21 protein-coding genes are annotated in these 18,152 nt (G+C 57.7%); 6 read left to right on the top strand and 15 right to left on the bottom strand.

Features of this window, described 5'->3' with window-relative positions:
- Positions 1 to 40: 40 nt before the first annotated feature.
- Positions 41 to 1,039, top strand: a complete 999-nt coding sequence (locus tag AC2FLZ_RS14730; protein WP_480554227.1) for a polyprenyl synthetase family protein — start codon at positions 41 to 43, stop codon at positions 1,037 to 1,039.
- Here the strand turns inward: AC2FLZ_RS14730 and AC2FLZ_RS14735 are convergent.
- The 4 genes from AC2FLZ_RS14735 to soxR form a co-directional block, all read right to left on the bottom strand.
- Entirely contained in the window at positions 1,032 to 1,853 is an 822-nt protein-coding gene (locus AC2FLZ_RS14735; protein WP_480554228.1) for a 4-(cytidine 5'-diphospho)-2-C-methyl-D-erythritol kinase, read from the bottom strand. The two genes, AC2FLZ_RS14730 and AC2FLZ_RS14735, sit on opposite strands and share 8 nt — an antisense overlap.
- Positions 1,843 to 3,555, bottom strand: coding sequence for a tetratricopeptide repeat protein (locus AC2FLZ_RS14740; protein WP_496882344.1), 1,713 nt, complete (start codon positions 3,553 to 3,555; stop codon positions 1,843 to 1,845). Before AC2FLZ_RS14740 ends, AC2FLZ_RS14735 begins: the two co-directional genes overlap by 11 nt.
- Before the next feature lie 103 nt (positions 3,556 to 3,658).
- Entirely contained in the window at positions 3,659 to 5,305 is a 1,647-nt protein-coding gene (locus AC2FLZ_RS14745) for an electron transfer flavoprotein-ubiquinone oxidoreductase (protein ID WP_496822373.1), read from the bottom strand.
- A gap of 136 nt (positions 5,306 to 5,441) precedes the next feature.
- Positions 5,442 to 5,897 (bottom strand): redox-sensitive transcriptional activator SoxR, encoded by a 456-nt coding sequence (gene soxR / locus AC2FLZ_RS14750; RefSeq protein ID WP_496808315.1) that lies wholly within the window; start codon positions 5,895 to 5,897, stop codon positions 5,442 to 5,444.
- An 80-nt stretch (positions 5,898 to 5,977) separates the two neighbouring features.
- Between soxR and AC2FLZ_RS14755 the strand changes: the two genes are divergently transcribed.
- From AC2FLZ_RS14755 to AC2FLZ_RS14765, 3 genes are all read left to right on the top strand, one after another.
- On the top strand, positions 5,978 to 6,358 hold the full coding sequence (locus AC2FLZ_RS14755; protein WP_480518401.1) for a VOC family protein: 381 nt from the start codon (positions 5,978 to 5,980) through the stop codon (positions 6,356 to 6,358).
- Between the two features lie 234 nt (positions 6,359 to 6,592).
- Positions 6,593 to 7,063, top strand: coding sequence for a transcription elongation factor GreA (gene greA, locus AC2FLZ_RS14760; RefSeq protein WP_480518399.1), 471 nt, complete (start codon positions 6,593 to 6,595; stop codon positions 7,061 to 7,063).
- Positions 7,064 to 7,077: 14 nt separating this feature from the next.
- A complete protein-coding gene (locus AC2FLZ_RS14765) occupies positions 7,078 to 8,073 on the top strand; it encodes a hypothetical protein (protein ID WP_480518397.1) in 996 nt (331 codons plus the stop codon).
- Here the strand turns inward: AC2FLZ_RS14765 and AC2FLZ_RS14770 are convergent.
- From AC2FLZ_RS14770 to AC2FLZ_RS14790, 5 genes are read right to left on the bottom strand one after another with little or no spacing between them, the layout of a single operon-like run.
- The gene (locus tag AC2FLZ_RS14770) at positions 8,070 to 8,663 is read right to left on the bottom strand and encodes a GNAT family N-acetyltransferase (protein WP_480604700.1); all 594 of its coding nucleotides are present in this window, start codon (positions 8,661 to 8,663) and stop codon (positions 8,070 to 8,072) included. The genes AC2FLZ_RS14765 and AC2FLZ_RS14770 overlap by 4 nt on opposite strands.
- Positions 8,660 to 10,729 (bottom strand): molybdopterin-binding protein, encoded by a 2,070-nt coding sequence (locus tag AC2FLZ_RS14775; protein ID WP_496882345.1) that lies wholly within the window; start codon positions 10,727 to 10,729, stop codon positions 8,660 to 8,662. The genes AC2FLZ_RS14770 and AC2FLZ_RS14775 overlap by 4 nt, the downstream gene beginning before the upstream one ends.
- Positions 10,726 to 11,217: a molybdopterin-guanine dinucleotide biosynthesis protein B gene (mobB, locus tag AC2FLZ_RS14780; RefSeq protein ID WP_480494332.1), complete on the bottom strand. Its 492-nt coding sequence runs from the start codon at positions 11,215 to 11,217 to the stop codon at positions 10,726 to 10,728. The genes AC2FLZ_RS14775 and mobB overlap by 4 nt, the downstream gene beginning before the upstream one ends.
- On the bottom strand, positions 11,214 to 11,870 hold the full coding sequence (mobA, locus tag AC2FLZ_RS14785; protein WP_480494334.1) for a molybdenum cofactor guanylyltransferase MobA: 657 nt from the start codon (positions 11,868 to 11,870) through the stop codon (positions 11,214 to 11,216). Before mobA ends, mobB begins: the two co-directional genes overlap by 4 nt.
- A complete protein-coding gene (locus tag AC2FLZ_RS14790; RefSeq protein WP_480494336.1) occupies positions 11,867 to 12,805 on the bottom strand; it encodes a formate dehydrogenase accessory sulfurtransferase FdhD in 939 nt (312 codons plus the stop codon). Before AC2FLZ_RS14790 ends, mobA begins: the two co-directional genes overlap by 4 nt.
- On the opposite strand from AC2FLZ_RS14790, the gene AC2FLZ_RS14795 reads away from it, so the two are divergent.
- Together AC2FLZ_RS14795 and AC2FLZ_RS14800 are read left to right on the top strand one after the other, a co-directional pair.
- Positions 12,804 to 13,514 (top strand): AzlC family ABC transporter permease, encoded by a 711-nt coding sequence (locus AC2FLZ_RS14795; protein WP_496808318.1) that lies wholly within the window; start codon positions 12,804 to 12,806, stop codon positions 13,512 to 13,514. The two genes, AC2FLZ_RS14790 and AC2FLZ_RS14795, sit on opposite strands and share 2 nt — an antisense overlap.
- The gene (locus tag AC2FLZ_RS14800; protein ID WP_209506607.1) at positions 13,511 to 13,843 is read left to right on the top strand and encodes an AzlD domain-containing protein; all 333 of its coding nucleotides are present in this window, start codon (positions 13,511 to 13,513) and stop codon (positions 13,841 to 13,843) included. The genes AC2FLZ_RS14795 and AC2FLZ_RS14800 overlap by 4 nt, the downstream gene beginning before the upstream one ends.
- On the opposite strand, the gene AC2FLZ_RS14805 is transcribed toward AC2FLZ_RS14800, so the two are convergent.
- From AC2FLZ_RS14805 to AC2FLZ_RS14830, 6 genes are all read right to left on the bottom strand, one after another.
- Entirely contained in the window at positions 13,832 to 14,464 is a 633-nt protein-coding gene (locus AC2FLZ_RS14805; RefSeq protein ID WP_480475007.1) for a hypothetical protein, read from the bottom strand. The two genes, AC2FLZ_RS14800 and AC2FLZ_RS14805, sit on opposite strands and share 12 nt — an antisense overlap.
- Positions 14,465 to 14,481: 17 nt before the next feature.
- A complete protein-coding gene (locus tag AC2FLZ_RS14810; protein WP_267364539.1) occupies positions 14,482 to 14,616 on the bottom strand; it encodes an aa3-type cytochrome c oxidase subunit IV in 135 nt (44 codons plus the stop codon).
- 89 nt (positions 14,617 to 14,705) lie between these two features.
- Positions 14,706 to 15,245 (bottom strand): hypothetical protein, encoded by a 540-nt coding sequence (locus AC2FLZ_RS14815; protein ID WP_480483080.1) that lies wholly within the window; start codon positions 15,243 to 15,245, stop codon positions 14,706 to 14,708.
- Positions 15,232 to 17,097, bottom strand: a complete 1,866-nt coding sequence (locus tag AC2FLZ_RS14820) for a glycerophosphodiester phosphodiesterase (protein WP_496808320.1) — start codon at positions 17,095 to 17,097, stop codon at positions 15,232 to 15,234. Before AC2FLZ_RS14820 ends, AC2FLZ_RS14815 begins: the two co-directional genes overlap by 14 nt.
- Before the next feature lie 32 nt (positions 17,098 to 17,129).
- The gene (locus AC2FLZ_RS14825) at positions 17,130 to 17,582 is read right to left on the bottom strand and encodes a DUF6173 family protein (RefSeq protein WP_480475001.1); all 453 of its coding nucleotides are present in this window, start codon (positions 17,580 to 17,582) and stop codon (positions 17,130 to 17,132) included.
- Between the two features lie 4 nt (positions 17,583 to 17,586).
- The coding region (locus AC2FLZ_RS14830) for an MBL fold metallo-hydrolase (protein ID WP_496882346.1) at positions 17,587 to 18,152 on the bottom strand (566 nt) is incomplete at its 5' end.

The raw sequence follows: 18,152 nt of genomic DNA on the forward strand, positions 1-18,152 counted from the left end.
GCAAGGCGGGGCGGAAGTCGAGCCTTGTATCAGGAGTGTGATGACCGTCGGCATGATCTCAAAACCGCATGAGCGCCTCGCTGAAATTCTGGCGGGTGAAATGGAGGCTGTGAACACGTTGATCCGCGCCCGGATGGCGTCGGACCATGCCCCACGTATCCCCGAAGTGACCCAGCACCTGGTCGAGGCAGGCGGAAAGCGCCTGCGCCCAATGCTGACATTGGCAGCGGCGCGGCTGTTTCGCTATTCAGGTGAGCACCACGTGCGCCTTGCTGCCACGGTCGAGTTCATCCACACCGCCACCCTTCTGCACGACGACGTTGTGGATGAGAGCGCCCAACGGCGCGGACGCCCGACCGCAAATCTACTTTGGGATAACAAATCCAGCGTGCTGGTCGGTGATTACCTGTTTTCCCGCAGCTTCCAATTGATGGTCGAAACGGGTTCGCTGCGGGTTCTGGATATCTTGGCTAATGCCTCAGCAACCATCGCCGAAGGCGAGGTGCTGCAAATGACCGCGGCAACCGACCTGCGTACAGATGAAAGCGTTTACCTACAGGTCGTGCGCGGCAAGACAGCAGCTTTGTTTTCAGCTGCGACCGAGGTGGGTGGCGTGATCGCCGGTGCATCGGAAGAACAGATCAAAGCTCTGTTCGATTATGGTGACGCATTGGGGATCGCATTCCAGATTGCGGACGACCTGCTGGATTATCAGGGTGACAGCAAGACAACCGGCAAAAATGTGGGCGATGATTTCCGCGAACGAAAGCTGACCCTGCCTGTCATCAAGGCAGTTGCACAGGCCACGCCCGAAGAACGCGCGTTCTGGGAGCGTACGATCGAAAAGGGCCGCCAACAGGAAGGCGATCTGGATCATGCGCTGGGCCTGATGGACAAATACGCAACGCTGGAAGAAACCCGGCAGGACGCATTGGGCTGGGCGAACAAGGCAAAGGCATCTTTGGATGTTCTACCTGATCATGAAATTCGCAGCCTGCTGCGCGAACTGGCCGATTACGTGGTCTCGCGCCTTAGTTAAGCTGCGTCGCGCGGCACCACCAATCAGGATGCGCCGCACCGATCTCATAGGCCGCGAAATGCGCGTCTTTCATTGTGGGGTACAGCGCATAACAGGTCGAGCCGGAGCCCGACATGCGCGTTACAAGGGCACGATTGGTCATGTTCAACTCGTCCAGAACCTGCTCGATCTCAGGTGCAACGCCCATGGCAGGTACCTGCAGGTCATTGCGTTGATCACGCAACCACAGGGCACAGACTTCAGCGTCTACAAAATCTGGGACTAACTCAGGCATCGGCGGATTGTCTCTGGACGACAATGCGTTGAAAACGGCATTTGTCGGCACCGGCACATTCGGGTTGACCAAAAGGGCGGGTAAGTGCGGAAGGTTCACCGCCGCCAAACGATCGCCAATGCCTTGCATTCTGATCGCCCGGCTTTCCAGGCAAACGGGCACATCTGCCCCCAGTGACAACGGCAAGTCAGGCGGGACGTCACATCCCTGCCCTGCCAATGTCCAAAGCGTGGCGGCCGCATCCGATGACCCACCCCCTATACCTGCCCCGTGGGGCAGCGACTTGATCAGGTCTACATGCCCGGTCCAGCCGACGCCTTCGGCCGCTTTCCAGACCAGATTACGGTTGTCCGTGGGCACGCCTTCAGCAAACTCCCCAATCACGTCCATAGACAGTTCGGGGCCGGGTGTGAATGTCAATTGATCGCCCAGATCAGCAAAAACCACTAACGAATCCAACAGGTGATAACCGTCCTTACGACGTCCGGTCACATGGAGGGTCAGGTTGATCTTGGCGGGCGCAAACGCCTTAATTTCCATTTGCGACTTTCAAAGGTTCCGCACCTTCTTCGGCCAGAACGGCGCTTAGTCCGACTTCGATCTTGCGTCGAATGCGATCCGGGTCAGCCTCGCCATCCGTGTCTTCGGGGTCAACGAAGGACAGAGCCCGTTTCCACTGGAACTCGGCCTCACGCGCTCGTCCAACAGCCCAATAGACGTCCCCCAGATGATCATTGACGACCGGATCAACGGGCATCAGCTCGACCGCGCGCTCCATATGCTCGACCGCTTCTTCGTAACGACCCAGACGGAACAAAACCCAACCCAGACTATCCACGATGTAGCCACTATCCGGGCGGGCCTCGACCGCGCGCTGGATCATGTCCAGCGCTTCATCCAGCTTTTCTTTCCTTTCTACCAAAGAATAGCCCAGATAGTTCAGCACCTGCGGCTGATCCGGATTCAACTCCAGCGCCCGGCGGAAATCGGATTCAGCCTGATCCCACTGCTTCAGCCGCTCGTGGCTTATACCGCGCGCGTAGTGCAGGAACCAATTCCCGCCTGCCTGACTGTCCGTCAAACCAATCGCAGTGTCATAAGAGGCAACCGCAGCCGCATAGTTTTCCTGACGACGTTGAAGATCTGCCAGAGAAACATGGACGCTGGGTAAATCAGGATTTTGCAGCGCCAGGTTTTGCAGAACTTCAATGGCCGCATCGGTTTTTCCGGACTTGTCCAGGATTTCGGCCCGTCCAAGTTCTGCGGCATGGTGGTCATTACTGCCGGCTGGGACCATGCGATAGGCGGCAACAGCCAGATCATACTGTTGAAGCTTATCCAGCAATTCCGCGCTCAGCAGAATGGCGTCCACGTGGTCAGGGCGCAGAAAACTCGCCAGTCGTGCGTAAAGCAGGACGTAGTCAGCCGAAGCCTCGCTGTTCAATGCGGCACCAACGGTAAAGAATATTTCCGCCATTCCATCCAGCGCAGAACCAGCGTGGGTGAACGGAAGCGTCTCGCCCGCAGTCAATTGGCCGGTATAGGCTTCAATGGTCGGATCGCTACCGGAAACAAACACATCGTCCAGAAACTGTATGGCGTCTTCGTTGCGATCCAGCTGTGACAGCACCTCTGCACGGGCCAGCGCGGCCCGACGCGAGAACCGCGCAACCGCGCCGTTGTTATCCGCAAAAATCACCTCGGCACCTTCGAAATCGCCGATAGAGGCCAGTGCCATGGCTTTGTGATACAGCGCAAATTCCCTGAGGCCTTCCTGCGTTGCCACGGCATCGAACTGATCCATGGCCTTTGTCATTTCACCTTGCCCCAGATGGGCCCATGCGATCATCAGCCCATCAACCAAAGGACCGATCCCCTGCGTTTCAGGGTCACGCGCCAGAAGTTCGTCAAACTTGCCGTCTGCGATCAAATTGGCCGAAATCGCCATGCGTGCGGCCTGGCTTGGAATGTTGGCTTCCTCGATCTGCTTTGCAACAGGCAAAGCACGGGCAATTTCCCCCAGCGCAAGGCGGGCGACAACAACGCTTTCCAAGAGCAGCGCGTTTTCCGGATCAAACCTGAGAGCTTGGGCGTAGTATCTTTCCGCCGCAGAATAGTCGCTTTCGTAGATCGCCTGACGCCCGGCCAGATAAGAACCGGCACCCGATTCTGAAAAGGCCGGAACTGCGACCGACGACATGAGCAGCACGGACAATGCCGCGCGACGAACCAGGGAAACCACCGAAATCCTGCCTTGCTATCGTTGACTGACGGTTAAGCTAGGGCTTCGGTCGGCAAGAGGCAATGGCAGAGCCTTCACGACCCTGCCATTACCGGTTTTTTGCTTACATGTTCGGATAGTTTGGTCCGTCGCCACCCTGCGGCGTGGTCCAGGTGATATTCTGGCTTGGATCCTTGATGTCGCAGGTTTTGCAGTGAACGCAGTTCTGGAAGTTGATGACGAATCGCGGACCGTTGTCATCCTCGACCATTTCGTACACGCCTGCCGGGCAATAGCGCTGCGCCGGTTCGTCGAACTTGGGCAGGTTGACCTTGACCGGGATATCCGGGTCCGTCAGGCGCAGGTGGCAGGGCTGGCTTTCCTCGTGATTGGTTGCCGCAAAGGACACGTTGGTCAGACGGTCAAAGGACAGCGTCCCATCGGGCTTGGGATAATCGATCGGCTTGTGCTTGCTGGCTTCCTCAGTCGACTGGGCATCGTTCTTGCCGTGTCCCAGCGTACCAAAGAACGAAAAGCCCAATGTGTTGGTCCACATGTCCAGACCACCCAGCACTAGCGAGGGGATCATGCCCCACTTGGACCACATCGGCTTGACGTTGCGCACCTTCTTCAGGTCCTTGCCAATCGCGCCATTGCGAACATCGGCCTCGTAAGCGGTCAGCTCATCGCCCGAACGGTCAGCATTGATCGCGTCATAGGCGGCCTCGGCGGCAGCCTTGCCCGATAGCATCGCATTGTGGTTGCCCTTGATGCGCGGCACGTTGACCATGCCCGCTGAACAGCCCAGCAGCGCTACGCCCGGCGCCACCAGCTTGGGCATCGACTGAAGACCACCCTCGGTGATCGCACGGGCACCGTATGCCACGCGCTTGCCGCCTTTCAGCAGCTCGGCCACCATCGGGTGATGCTTGAAGCGCTGGAATTCCATATAGGGGTACAGGTGCGGGTTCTTGTAGTTCAGGTGAACCACAAAACCGACATAGACCTGATTGTTTTCAAGATGGTAGATGAACGATCCGCCGCCTGCGTTGCCGCCCAGAGGCCAGCCCATTGTGTGCGTGACCGTACCTTCCTTGTGCTTGGCCGGGTCAATCTCCCAGATCTCTTTCATGCCGACGCCGTATTTCTGCGGCTCTTTGCCGACAGACAGGTCATATTTGGCGATGACTTCCTTGGACAGTGATCCGCGCACACCTTCCGACAGGAAGACGTATTTGCCGTGCAGTTCCATGCCCGGCTCAGTATTGGGGCCATAAGAGCCATCCGCTTCCAGACCAAAGACACCAGCCACGACGCCTTTGACTTCGCCATTGTCGCCGTAAACCAGCTCGGAACAGGCCATGCCGGGGAAGATTTCCACGCCCAGCTCCTCGGCCTGCTCGGCCATCCAGCGGCAGACATTGCCCATCGACACGATATAGTTGCCATGGTTGTTCATCAGCGGCGGCATCGGGAAGTTGGGGATTCGGATTTTGCCTGCCTCACCCAGCATGTAGAAATTGTCTTCATGCACCGGCACGTTCAGCGGAGCACCTTTTGCCTTCCAATCCGGGATCAAAGCGTCCAGCCCGCAGGGATCGAGAACTGCGCCAGACAGGATATGAGCGCCCACTTCTGAGCCTTTTTCCAACACGACAACATTCAGATCCGCGTCCAACTGTTTCAGTCGAATGGCCGCCGACAGGCCCGCAGGACCTGCGCCTACGATCACCACGTCATATTCCATTGCTTCGCGTTCAATCTCGGCCATCGCGGGCTCCCTAGCTTACTTTCCGAATTGGCGCTGTCACTGCAGGATCTGCGCAATTTTGTTTCACGGCTGATTACATGGTCAGAAAGACTTTGGTCAATCGAAACACGGCGTAACAAGGGCGCTATTCGACACATCAGTCCTCTGGTGCATCACCCATCAGGTATCTGGGACCGCTACCATGGGATTTTGCCCTGTCATCGGGGTTATAAAGCTTGCATTTCGGCAAGCTGAGGCATCCGCATCCGATGCAGCCGTCCAGATTGTCGCGCAATCGCATCAGGGTATCGATTCGCTGGTCCAGATGAGTGCGCAACCGCACGCTTATGGCTTTCCAATCCTGCGGTGTCGGTGTTCGCTTTCCCGGCAAGCCCGACAAGACCTCGCGGATTTCAGGTAAAGTCAGGCCGAACTGCTGCGCGATCATGACAAAGCTCAGCCGCCGGATATCTGCCCGCTGGTAACGTCGCTGCCTACCCGCATTGCGCCAGGGCGCAATCAAACCCTGTGCTTCGTAATACCGTATCGCTGAAACGGCCAACCCCGTACGTCGGGCCAATGCCCCGATTGCCAACCCTTCTGAAACAGCCATGTCATCCTCGAAGAAATACCTTGACCTAAAGTTAGGTTTAGAAATTACGGTGAGTCGAAACAAGCCAAAAAGGAGATCCCATGATGGCAACGCTTGAGCATACCAATTTCACTGTCAGCGACCCACAGGCCTCGGCCGCCTGGATGCAGCAGGTCTTTGGCTGGAAAACACGGTGGGAAGGGCCCGCAATATCAGGCGGATATACAGTGCATGTCGGATCGGCACACACCTATCTTGCGCTTTACAAACCCGATGCGCCGAAACCATTGGTCGAAAGCAGCTACGATGTCGTCGGCGGGCTGAACCATGTTGGTGTTCTGGTCGAAGATATCGACGCAACCGAGGTCAAGGTGCGCAAGGCGGGGTTCGAACCCCATAATCATGCCGATTACGAACCGGGGCGTCGGTTCTATTTCAGGGATGACAACGGCATCGAGTTTGAAGTGGTTCAATATGATTGAGATGCTGTGGCTCTGCACGCCTTCGAGGCGATGGTGCAAGGGCGGGCAACCGGACCATCGCCACAGGCCACACCCGAAACAATCCAGACGGCACGATGTTGCGAATTGATCGCTGCACCTGCTGACACCTCTTGCAATTCACGTGGTATTTGGGTCAGGTAATCGTCAACCTAGGACTCGCCCCGACGCTTCTGTGCGGCGGGGCGAGTCAGTTTATGCGTGGACGTAGAGAGTATGGAAAAGATCCCTATGACGCCTGCGGGCAATGCCGCACTCGCAGCTGAGCTGAAGAACCTCAAATCCGTTGAACGCCCTGCGATCATCGAAGCCATCGCATCGGCGCGTGAACTTGGCGACCTGAAAGAAAATGCCGAATACCATTCAGCCCGCGAAAAGCAGGGGTTTATCGAAGGCCGCATTAAAGAACTGGAAGGTATCCTTTCGCTAGCGGATGTAATTGATCCAACAAAACTGTCCGGCGCAGTCAAATTTGGCGCAAAGGTTACTTTGGTTGACGAGGATACCGACGAAGAAAAGACGTGGCAAATCGTCGGTGAATATGAAGCCAATATCGAAGCCGGCCTTTTGAATATCAAATCCCCCATCGCCCGCGCCCTGATCGGCAAGGACGAAGGTGACAGCGTCGAGGTGCGCACCCCTGGCGGCGTGCGTTCTTATGAAATTCTGAGTATCAAGTACGCCTGACCGGAGCGCATGTAATGTCGGGGCCCAAACCTGACCCGGAAACTGAAAGACCGACTTCGCTGGGCATCTATGACCGCCCAAAGGCACCGTCTGTCACCGAGATTGAGATTGCCGCACTGGTGCTCAGCCTAATTTGGCTGGTGGTGTCGGTTGTTTTTCTGGTGTTGCCAGATAAGGCGCAAAGCGGTGGTTTTGTTGTCACCTTTCTGGCCGTTTTCATGCCTGTGGCGATGATCTGGGTCGCGGCCACTGCCATGCGTGCCAGCCGCGTGATGCGCGAGGAAAGCGCGCGGCTGCAAACTGCGATTGATGCGATCCGTCAGGCTTATGTGGCGCAGCAGCAGCGCGCATCCAGCACCTACGAACCGGCAGTGGCCAAGAAACTGGATGAGATCGCAGCCGCGACGCGGAAAACCGAAAGCACGCTGGCAACATTTTCGACCAAGCGCACAACGCCCCCTTATGCCCCGGCAAAACCACTCGTTGCGGGTGCTCAGACCTCGCTTGAACTGGGCACATCTGCGGAAGAAATTGCGCCACCGCTGAGCACCGATATCTTTATCCGCGCCTTGAATTTTCCGGAAACTCAGAATGACACCGAAGGGTTCAACGCCCTGCGCGTGGCGCTGAAAGACCGCAAGACGGCACAGATCGTGCAAGCCTCGCAGGATGTTCTTACACTGCTCAGCCAGGAAGGCATCTATATGGACGACTTGCGCCCTGACATGGCCCGGCCCGAAATCTGGCGCCAGTTCGCGCAGGGCGCGCGGGGTCGCGCCGTTGCCGCGCTGGGGGGTGTACGGGACAGGTCCTCGCTGGCACTGACAGCTGCGCGGATGAAACAGGATCCGATTTTCCGCGACGCCGCCCACCATTTTCTCCGCCGCTTCGACAAGATGATGGCCGAGTTCGAGCCCAACGCAAGCGATGCAGAACTGAGCGCTTTGGGTGAGACCCGCACGGCGCGGGCGTTCATGTTGCTGGGACGCGTGGCCGGGACGTTTGATTAGTCCGATTTGACGACCCAAGACATCTTGGTCGCGCTGCTGAAACCAAACACGTAACTTAAAGGTCCGGTTTTTTCTTCACCCACAGGCCGAAATCCTTCGCGCTCATACAAAGCGCGGGCGCGGGGGTTTGTGTCGATAACGTCAAGCTGAACGACTGACATGTTTTGTTTCCGCGCCTCACGCTTAACGGCATCCAGCAAGGCCGTACCAACACCTTTGCCACGCGAGCCCGCGGCCACAAATATGCCATCCATCTGAAACACGCCGGGTTTCAGTTCGCGCTCCAAAATGCTGAGGATGAGGGCGCGCCAAATGGCCCCAAACCAGCCATAGACCTTTGCTAGGTCTGACATTCTGCCTCCGGCCAATGCACCATCGCGTGTCTTGAAACCTGCAAGCCCCAAAACCCGGTCTTCCTTGTCCCGTGCAACCAGCGCATAATCCGGGTTCAACGAAGTTTCGAAGAAAGCCAGCCCCTTTTCATCCGGGCCCATGACTTTATTCAGTTTCGCCGAAAATGCCTGCCAGAACAGGGTCGCCACCAGTGGGCGTTCAGCATCAGAAAAACCGCGTGAGACCGTGATTTTCACAATCCGAAACTTCCATACGGTATGAAGCGAACCATATCCCCGGGTTGGATGTGCCGAGCTCCATCTTCAATTTCGACCAGCCCTTCGGCCCAGCTGAGCCCGCTGATCCTGCCCGATCCTTCTGACTTGAAGACTTCAACCCGGCCTTCCCGTATGCGCGCGCGCAGGTATTCGCGGCGGCCCGGTTTCTTGCGCTTTTCAAAGGCCGCGGGAACTTCGAACCCTTGCGGTTCGATCCAGCCTTCGCCAGACATCAGGCCCAGCGCCGGTCGCGCAAAGATCAAGGTGCAGACCAAGGCGGCAACGGGATTGCCGGGCAGTCCAAAGACAGGGGTTCCGGACCACAACCCCAAAGCCAGAGGGCGACCGGGTTTCAAGGCGATCCTCCAGTGTTGCATCGCCCCCGCCTGGCGCAGCAAGGCAGATACGTGGTCTTCGTCACCAGCAGATGCGCCACCACTCGTCAGTATCACATCTGCCTGTTCCGCAGCCTGATCCAGCCGTTCCCGCAGGGCGTCCCGATCATCTGAAACACGCCCCATATCCACAGGTACAAACCCCAGCCTTTCGACCAGAGACAACAGCATCGGGCGGTTGGCGTCGAATATCTGACCCGGTCCGGCGCGCGCTCCGGCGTCGATCAGTTCATCGCCGGTCGATACCACGGCGACACGCAGCGGCTTGCGCACATTCACCTCGGCAATGCCCAAAGCGGTGAGTAACGCAAGATCAGCCGGTGTCAATCGGCGTCCTGTAGGCAGGGCCAGATCGCCTGCGGCCACATCCTCGCCCGCTTGCCTGGTATTTGCCCCCTTTTTCAGCGGACCATGGAACGCGATATGCCCGTCTTTAACTGTGACATCTTCTTCCAGAATAACCGTATCCACCCCGTCAGGCAGCGCCGCACCCGTCAGAACGCGCAATGCCTGGCCCACGGGAACGTCACCTTCAAACGGGATACCGGCTGCTGCGCGCCCATCGACCAGCGGCAGGATCTGTGGCCCATCTGAAACCGGACCAGCGAACCCGAACCCATCCACGGCTGTATTCGGTTGCGGCGGGTTGGAACGTTGGGCTGTAACATCTTCTGCCAGAATGCGCCCACTCGCCTTATTCAGCGCGACCGTGTCAACCGAGGTAATCGGATGCAACCTGTCGCGCAAATAGGCCAAGGCGTCATCAACCGGCGTCCACTCCACACCCGCTGGCAGCGCAAAACAATCGTTGCGCAACGGTGGCGGGGCTATGTTCGGCTTGTTCTGTGTAACACCCAATATCCAGCCTTCCTCTGCCGCAGAAACATCTAATTGCGCATTCAACTCCTGCTCTGTCAAACGCGACAGAGTCAAGGCGACCTGTTCGACTTGCCAAGCATCCTTGATCCGCCCATCTGGTTGCGCTCCCAAGGTGAGCGACGGCCAGATCTCCACAAAGGCGACGGGTTTATCCAACGGCTCGAACGGCCAGACCGCGACTTGTCCGGCAAAGCGATGGCGGAGCCTGCTTAGGACTGGAAGCCCCATCATCACCTGCCCACCGACCGCGCCTGCACCCGCCATCTGCCAGCAGGTGAAACTGCCTTTTGCCGAGGCTTCAACCGCACGACGGTCGGAAAACGGATTGGAATAGCCCGTCTTGGTTCGCGGCAAACCATCAATTTCGCGCCCAAGGCCATTCATCCAAAATGGGCCTCTTCCTCCGAATTGTCGATTGATCCGGCCTGCCAAGTCGAAACGATTGTTCGTTTTCGGACCGTCCTCGACATGCTGTTCGAACCAATCCCACAAGACCAAGGGGTCATCCGTTCCGGTCATCGCGCGGGCAAAACCCTTCGGGTATCCAAAAGGGAAGTCAAACCCCAGAAATAGGCGTCGGCCTGCTTTCAGTTCGGTGTGGATCAGGGCATCCAGCCACGCCTCGGCAAGCGCCCGGTTGCGTAGGTATTCAGGTCCCTGTGCCCGCCCTTCACGCGCAATACAGACCCAGATCGCGTCTTTGCGCGGTGTTGGCCCGGTGTCATTTCCACCAGACCAGTCCACCATGGCAAAGGTCTGGAACAGGGTCACAAACCGACCTCATCCAATATGAAGTCCGCGATCCTGACTGTATCATTCAAGTCGAAAACCGGGCAATCCAGTTCCAGCGCCGTGTCGCTGGCAACGGCTCGAACGGTATCGTTTTCAATCGCGATCAAAGGGTTTCCCGCCTCGGCGCGAAACGCCTCGATCTTTGGGTGACCTTCCCGCTTGAAGCCTTCGACCAGCACCAGATCAACCGGAGAAAGCCGCGCCAGCAATTCGGCCAAAGTTGGCTCGGGCGCACCGCGCAGCTCTTGCATCAAGGCGACGCGCTGCCCCGACGCAAGCAACACCTCGCTGGCACCAGCAACGCGGTGACGATGACTGTCCGTGCCCGGCTGGTCCACATCGACGCCGTGATGCGCATGTTTGACAGTTGAGACGGTAAAACCCCGCCCCGTGATCTCGGTCACCAGCCGTTCCATCAGCCCGGTTTTGCCTGCGTTTTTCCAGCCAGTGACACCGTAGACTCTCATACCTGCTCCAACAGTGTCCGGGCGCGGTCCAAATCGTCAGGTGTATTGACGTTGAAGAACGGATCAAACGGGTCAGCCTGGAACATAGCCTCGCGTCCGTCATGTTTATCAGTCCACAGCACGACCTTGCGCAACCCGTCCGTCAGAGCCGCCCGCAGATCATCGCGCAGAGCCACAGGCCAGAGCCCAAAGGTCGGGTGCCGGTTGACCCGCCTGCCCCCTCCGGATTTCAGCGCTTCGTCGCCCGTTCGCGGAGTAGTGGCCAAGACCAGAGGATGCACCTGCCCCTCTGCCGCCTCTTGCAGGCGCGCCACCAAATCACGCGGGAAGAACGGTGTATCTGCGGCAGCCGTTACGATACTGTCGGCCCCCTGATCTGCCGCCCAGTCGAGCCCCGCCAGAACACCGGCCAAAGGGCCAGCGAAGCCTTCAATCGTGTCAGGCAGAACGGGTAGCGTCAAATCGCTGAAACGCTCGGGGTCACCATTTGCGTTCAGGGCCAAACCACCGACTTGAGGAGACAGCCGATCAACGACATGGGACAGCAGGCTCCGCCCGCCAATCTGCAATAAACCTTTGTCACCACCACCCATCCGGGTGGCCTGCCCGCCTGCGAGGATGACGCCGAGAGGTTTTTTGTTTTCATCACTCATTGGCTACTCTTCCGCCGGTGTTTCCTGTCTTCGGCCACAACCGTCGACGGGTCCACATCGCGAACCAACCGTTCCTCACCGGAAAGACAAACAAAGCGCTGTCCGCGCATCCGGCCGATCAGCGTAAGGCCGAGCTCACGCGCGATCTCGACACCCCAGGCGGTGAAGCCGGAACGGGACGCCAACACAGGAATACCCATCATCGCCGTTTTGATCACCATCTCGGATGTCAGGCGACCGGTGGTATAGAGGATCTTGTCCTCTGCCGTCGCCCCCTCGGACAGCATCCAGCCTGCGATCTTGTCGACGGCATTATGGCGACCCACGTCTTCCATATAAACCAGCGGACGGTTTTCGCGGCACAATACAGTCCCATGAATTGCCCCGGCCTCAAGATAAAGCGACGGGGTGCGATTGATCTTGGCCGCCAGTTCGTAAAGCCACGAGGTACGCACCTGCACTTGCGGCAGCTGAACGCCCTCAAGACCCTCCATCATGTCCCCGAACACCGTTCCCACAGCGCAGCCACTGGTGCGCGTCTTTTTCTTCAGCTTGTCCTCGTACGAAGTCGCGCGTGCGGTGCGGACAACAACGGTTTCAAGATCATCATCGTAATCGACACGGGTAATCTCATCATCGGCCAGCAACATGCCCTGATTTCGCAGGAAACCCAGCGCCAGATATTCGGGATAGTCGCCAATCGTCATCGCCGTCACAATTTCCTGCGCGTTGAGGAAGATCGTCAGTGGGCGCTCTTCAACCACTGAAATCTGACTGACCTCGCCATTCTGGTCCACCCCCTCGACGGCACGGGTCAAGCGGGCCGCGCCCGGATCAGGAGCGATTACATAGTCTGACACGTCGGTTTCGGTGACCAATTGCAACCCCTCCACAAGACCGATACTGCTGCTGGCGTCACCATAGGATTTAGCCATGGCCTCTGCCACATCCAAGTCTTACTTCTGGAAAGGTTTTCGCGACGGCACGCCGTTTGTCTTCGTGGCTGTGCCTTTTGGCCTGTTGTTTGGTGTCTTCGCGACAGAAGCCGGGCTGAATATCGTGCAGACCATTGCCTTCTCCGTCACCGTTTTTGCAGGCGCGGCGCAGTTCACAGCTCTGCAACTTCTGCAGGATGAAACGCCTACAATCATCGTTTTGATTTCGGCGCTGGCAGTGAACCTGCGGGTTGCGATGTATTCCGCATCGCTGACGCCGTTCTTGGGTGCCGCCCCCTTGTGGCAAAGAGCATGTGCGGCTTACCTGATCGTGGATCAGTCTTACGCCTGTTCAATCGTGCAGTTCGAAAAAGAGCCTGATCTAACGATCCCCCAGCGAATGGCATATTTCCTGGGTTCGATCACTCCGATCACACCGCTGTGGGTTCTGGGAACCTGTCTGGGTGCCGTGCTGGGCGCTCAGATTCCAGAGAGTTGGGCGCTGGACTTTGCCCTGCCGATCACCTTTCTGGCGATGATCGGGCCAATGATGCGTACGCTGGCCCATGTCATCGCCGCCCTGGTCGCCATTGTCGTTGCCCTGCTGACCGTGAGTGTGCCGTTCAATCTGGGCCTGCTGATCGCAGGCGCGGCAGGGATGATGGCCGGCGCGCAGGCGGAATTGATGCTAAAGCGGAACACGCCATGAACCAGATCGATCAGACAACAATATGGATCATCATCGTGGGTCTTGCGGTGGGCAGCTATGCTTTGCGCTTTACCTTCATCGGTCTCGTCGGTGATCGCCCAATGCCGCCCTGGTTGTTACGTCACCTTCGATATACAGCCGTGGCCATCCTGCCCGCACTGATCGCGCCGCTGGTGGTTTGGCCTGCGGCCACCGAAGGACAACCGGATATACCCCGTATGTCGGCCGCAGCGGTTGCATTGTCTGTGGGCATTCTAACCAAGAACGTGCTGGCGGCCATTTTTACCGGGGCGGCAACACTTTACACATTGCTGTATCTAGTTGGATGAAGCCGCGTCCAGCTGGTTCAGGCGCGCATTGTTGAACGCCAGTCCCTTTTGCAGGTCCGCGTCGTCGTTTTCACGGTATTCCGCCGTTTGAACACCTTGCAACGCTCCAAACTGATCCGACAGTTTGACCGGATAGAATGTAGTCGTGATCTGTTCGAACCCCGGAACCTGCTGCAACAGTTGCGAAGTAGAGTTCGCACAGAAAGCACCAGCCACCGGGCCCATCTGCTTGGCCAGTTGCAATGCAATTTCGGCCTGTTGCGGGGTGACCTCGATCGTCTGGATGCGCGCATAATGTGTTTCGCGGGCGTGGCTGCTGCGATACGCACGTTCGACATTCGGAGTGATTCCGTACAGCACGTCGTTCCTGATCGGTACAACATCCGCCCGGAACGATCCTGCCGGGTCGAAAATAACCCGCTCACTGCCGCTGATCATCAACGACGTATGCGCGCCCGAACCGGTCCGGGTGCTGATCATCGTGTACAAGGTCAGGGTCGATGGCCCCGGATCGCGATAGGAACGGGACGTTATTTCAGTCTGATCCGCTTGCGGGCGCTGTGATGCAGCGCAACCAGCCAGCGTTGCGGCCACAAGGCACGCAGTCAATATCCTGAGCAAAGCCGCCCCCGAATTGCTTACGAGGCGAAAACTGCCAGGAACAGGCACAACAAGGCGATCGCGACCACACACCAGGTGGTGGCTTTGATGAAACCGTTGAAAGTTTTGGTTTGAACGTCGATGTTCATTTCGCCGTGCTTGTATTCAGCCATGAGTCTCAGAATCCCAATTCGCGTGTTTGATTTGTTGGATAATGGAAAACAAAACGCCTGTCACCACGTCATTCGCGCGCAGGGCGCGCTTACTTGAGGACCGAGCATCCGGGATAACCGAACCCCCATCGCCAGGGCAGGCCGCTGCACGGCCCGCCACCGAAACGAACCGCCCCATACATGGCATCCGCGGTGATCGCGTGAATGGTGCGGATCTGGTCAGGTTCCATATCATAGCGATCCGCGTATTCGTCGGCATACAGATCTCCATGCGCCTTAACACAGGCATGCAGGGCATCATCCGCCGCCAAACGCGCGTCATAGCTTTCCTCGGCCGAATCCGCGCCGCCGGCATTGTGATATGCCCGGTCGTGGATCACACAACAGTTTTCCCAAGGCGGATGTTCTTCAAAAAGCTCGCCAACCTGCGGGAACTGCTTTGCCACCCAGCGCCAGCTTGCGGACAACCCACCCGAACACCCGTCTGTTTCGAATGGTTGCAGCTCGGCGCTTTCGCTCTGGTCCATCAAGGCGCGATGGGCAGGCATTTCGAACCGGCGCATCAAGTCCTGTGCCAAGGCGGCGTGCGGAATAACGAGCAACAGCAGCGAAAGATTAAGGGCTTTCATCGCGCATCGCCTTGGTGTCGACCTGCAATCCGAAAGTCGTGGCCAACCACAACATCAGCCGCTCTGCTGGTCCCATTTCGGCACGCACGCGCAGAACCTCATTGGCCATGGCCGGGCGGTCGGTGATCAGACCATCAACGCCCATAGACGCCATTTTGGACATTTGCAGCGGATCGTTCACTGTCCAGACATAGATATCCTTACCGGCATCGTGAACCTTTCGGATCAGGCCCGGAGTTGCCATCCCTGCATTGATTGCGACAAACTCGCCCTCCAACCCCGACAGATCACCAATGGCTGTGGCCGCCAATACACCCGAACGCCAGTCCGGGCGCAGTTTCTTCATCTTTTGGACGGCCGGATATTTCAACGACATGGTGGCGACCTCGTCCTGCATCTCCAACTCTTCCACCAGATTGATCACCCGGTTTTCCAGATCAATATCATGGCCATAGTATTTCAGTTCGATAAGAACCCTGGACTTGCCTTTGGCCGCCTCCAGCACATCACGCAGAGTTGGCGTTCGTTCCGAGGCGTATTCCGGATCAAACCAGCTGCCGATGTCGATATCTGCCACATCCGCCATCGTTGCATCCCAGACCTTCAGGTTAACACCCGCCAGCTTCATGAAATCGCTGTCATGGGCCACGATGATCACATCATCCGCAGATTCCTGAACGTCGATTTCAACCCAATCCGCGCCGTCCTCGATGGCTTTCAGAACCGAGGCCATCGTGTTTTCCGGCCGCAAGGCCGCTGCACCCCGGTGGCCAATGACCTCGGCATGATCCGGGGCCTGCACACGTTCCAGCAGACTTTGACCTGACCAAAGGCCAATAACCAACGCGGCAAGGGATGCGCCCACTGTCACAAATACAGGCGCCCGAATTTTCCGGGGTTCTGGGTGGGCGATCTTTTTTGCGTCAATATCGAAAAACCCGTCCAACAAGACGGCCAACGCGCCCAGCGCCGTTGCCGCCAGAACCAGCCCCGCCAATGACCATAGCCCTGCGACGACAAAACTGAAGGTCAGGGCCAGCTTGAGGTTGCTGCCGTCCTGCACGGGTACGAAAGTAAACAAAAGGCTGGCCACTGCGGCAATCAAAGCGGCGATGACAAGGCGCATCCCCAGCCAAAGGGCAAGTTCGATCTTCAACCGCCCGCGCCTGCCTTCCATCTTCTGCGCACTTTGGGCAAACGCCGTTCGGGGCGCAGTTCGTTCGAAAAGGACCAAATGCAGGGCCAGCGCCCAGGCGGACAGGCGACGGATCAAAAGCCACGCCAGTACAAGAACAACCACTCCGATCAAAAGAACCGCCACCTTGAAGGCGGGGGGGCGGAAGGTCAGGTAATAGTTGATGTCATATTCAGTCAGCGTCCACCACGCGATCAGGCCAGCGACAGCCACGAATGGCAGGGCAAGCAACAGGACACGCAGGATGAAACGCACGGCAAATCCGAACAACGCCGGGAAACGGGACAGGATCAACGCGAGCGCCGCACTGCCAGCGCGCCAGGGATCTTGTTCGCCCATACGCAGCGACCCGGCCATGACCGAGAACACAAAGACCTCGGCCAGCAGAAACAGGCTCAGAACTACAAAAGACGAGATAAACCCGACCGGAGACAGCAGGAACATGGCAATGTCCTGATCCGTCAAGGCCGTCTGGTCAGACAGAGAGACTGCCAGATTGACCGTCAGTGCCACCCCTGGCGCAATCAGCGCAACAAGCAGTAATCGCACAGCGATATAAATTGGCACAAAAACCCGACGCCGGGCCCAAGCCCCCGCGTAGGCATGTGTTACGGCATGGAAATATCTGTTCACGCGGTCGCCTCCGAACTGATTCATTCATTCAAAGGCGCGCAAACGTGAATTGCAAGTCAGCTGTCTTTCAGGTCCGCAGCCAGGCGGAACCCGATGCGGTTGGCTGGCTTGTCTTCAACCGATTTGGGAAGCGCACGCAACATCACGTTCAACTGGCTGACATGTTGCACCAGTTGCGTGCGGGCTCCGGTCCCGTCGGACCCGTAAAAGGTTATCATGTCGGGGTCGAAATAACCCATCCCCTCGATCCGCATCACGCCTGCATCGCCGCCAGTGAAACCCATGGCGACCTCATGATCGCCGTCCAATGTCTGTTCGAAATTCTGGATATACAGGATTAGCCGCTCGTAGGCCCATTGTGCGGGGCTTTTGCTGGCCACCGGTTTTTTCAGCGTCTCTGGCAGTTTTTTGGTTCCGGATTCGGCTTTCGGATCGGCGTGCACCTCGTAACATCTTGGCAACGCTGCGGCTTCTGCGGCCTCGGCCGAGGTTTCGATCTGGTCCTGCATTCGTCTACCCTTTGCGCTGATACAGCCATGCCCCATCCGCGCGTTGCGTCCGGGTTACTGCACCAATGTGGTAGAGGTGATTTACATGTGCAACCGCCTCAACCAGCGCAAGGCCATACTCACCCTCTTGGATTGTACGTTTGAACAGCGGCATAAAGCAGTCAGCGGCAGATTTGGGCTGATCCAGATGATCCAGCAACCGTTCCAGCGCGCCATGGTGGTTGTCAATCAACTGCTTCATGCGCAACGGCAGACCGGTGAAGGGCAATTTGTGCCCGCCTAAAACCAGATGATCGGGACGGGCGAGTACCTGAAGCCTCTCACAGGCCTCCATCCATCCTGACACCGGATCTGCCATGGGTTCGGTCGCATAGACACCCAGATTGGGACTGATTGAACTGAGGATCTGATCACCGCTGAGTACCAGATTGTCATCGCGGCTCCAGAAGGTGGCGTGTTCCGGCGCATGGCCATTGCCCATATGAAGGTCCCAGTCACGTCCACCCATACGGATCACGTCACCCTGCTTGATCCCGGTAAAACCCAGCGGCATGGGATAGACCGTGTCGG

The organism is Ruegeria sp. YKSF131 (assembly GCF_059612645.1).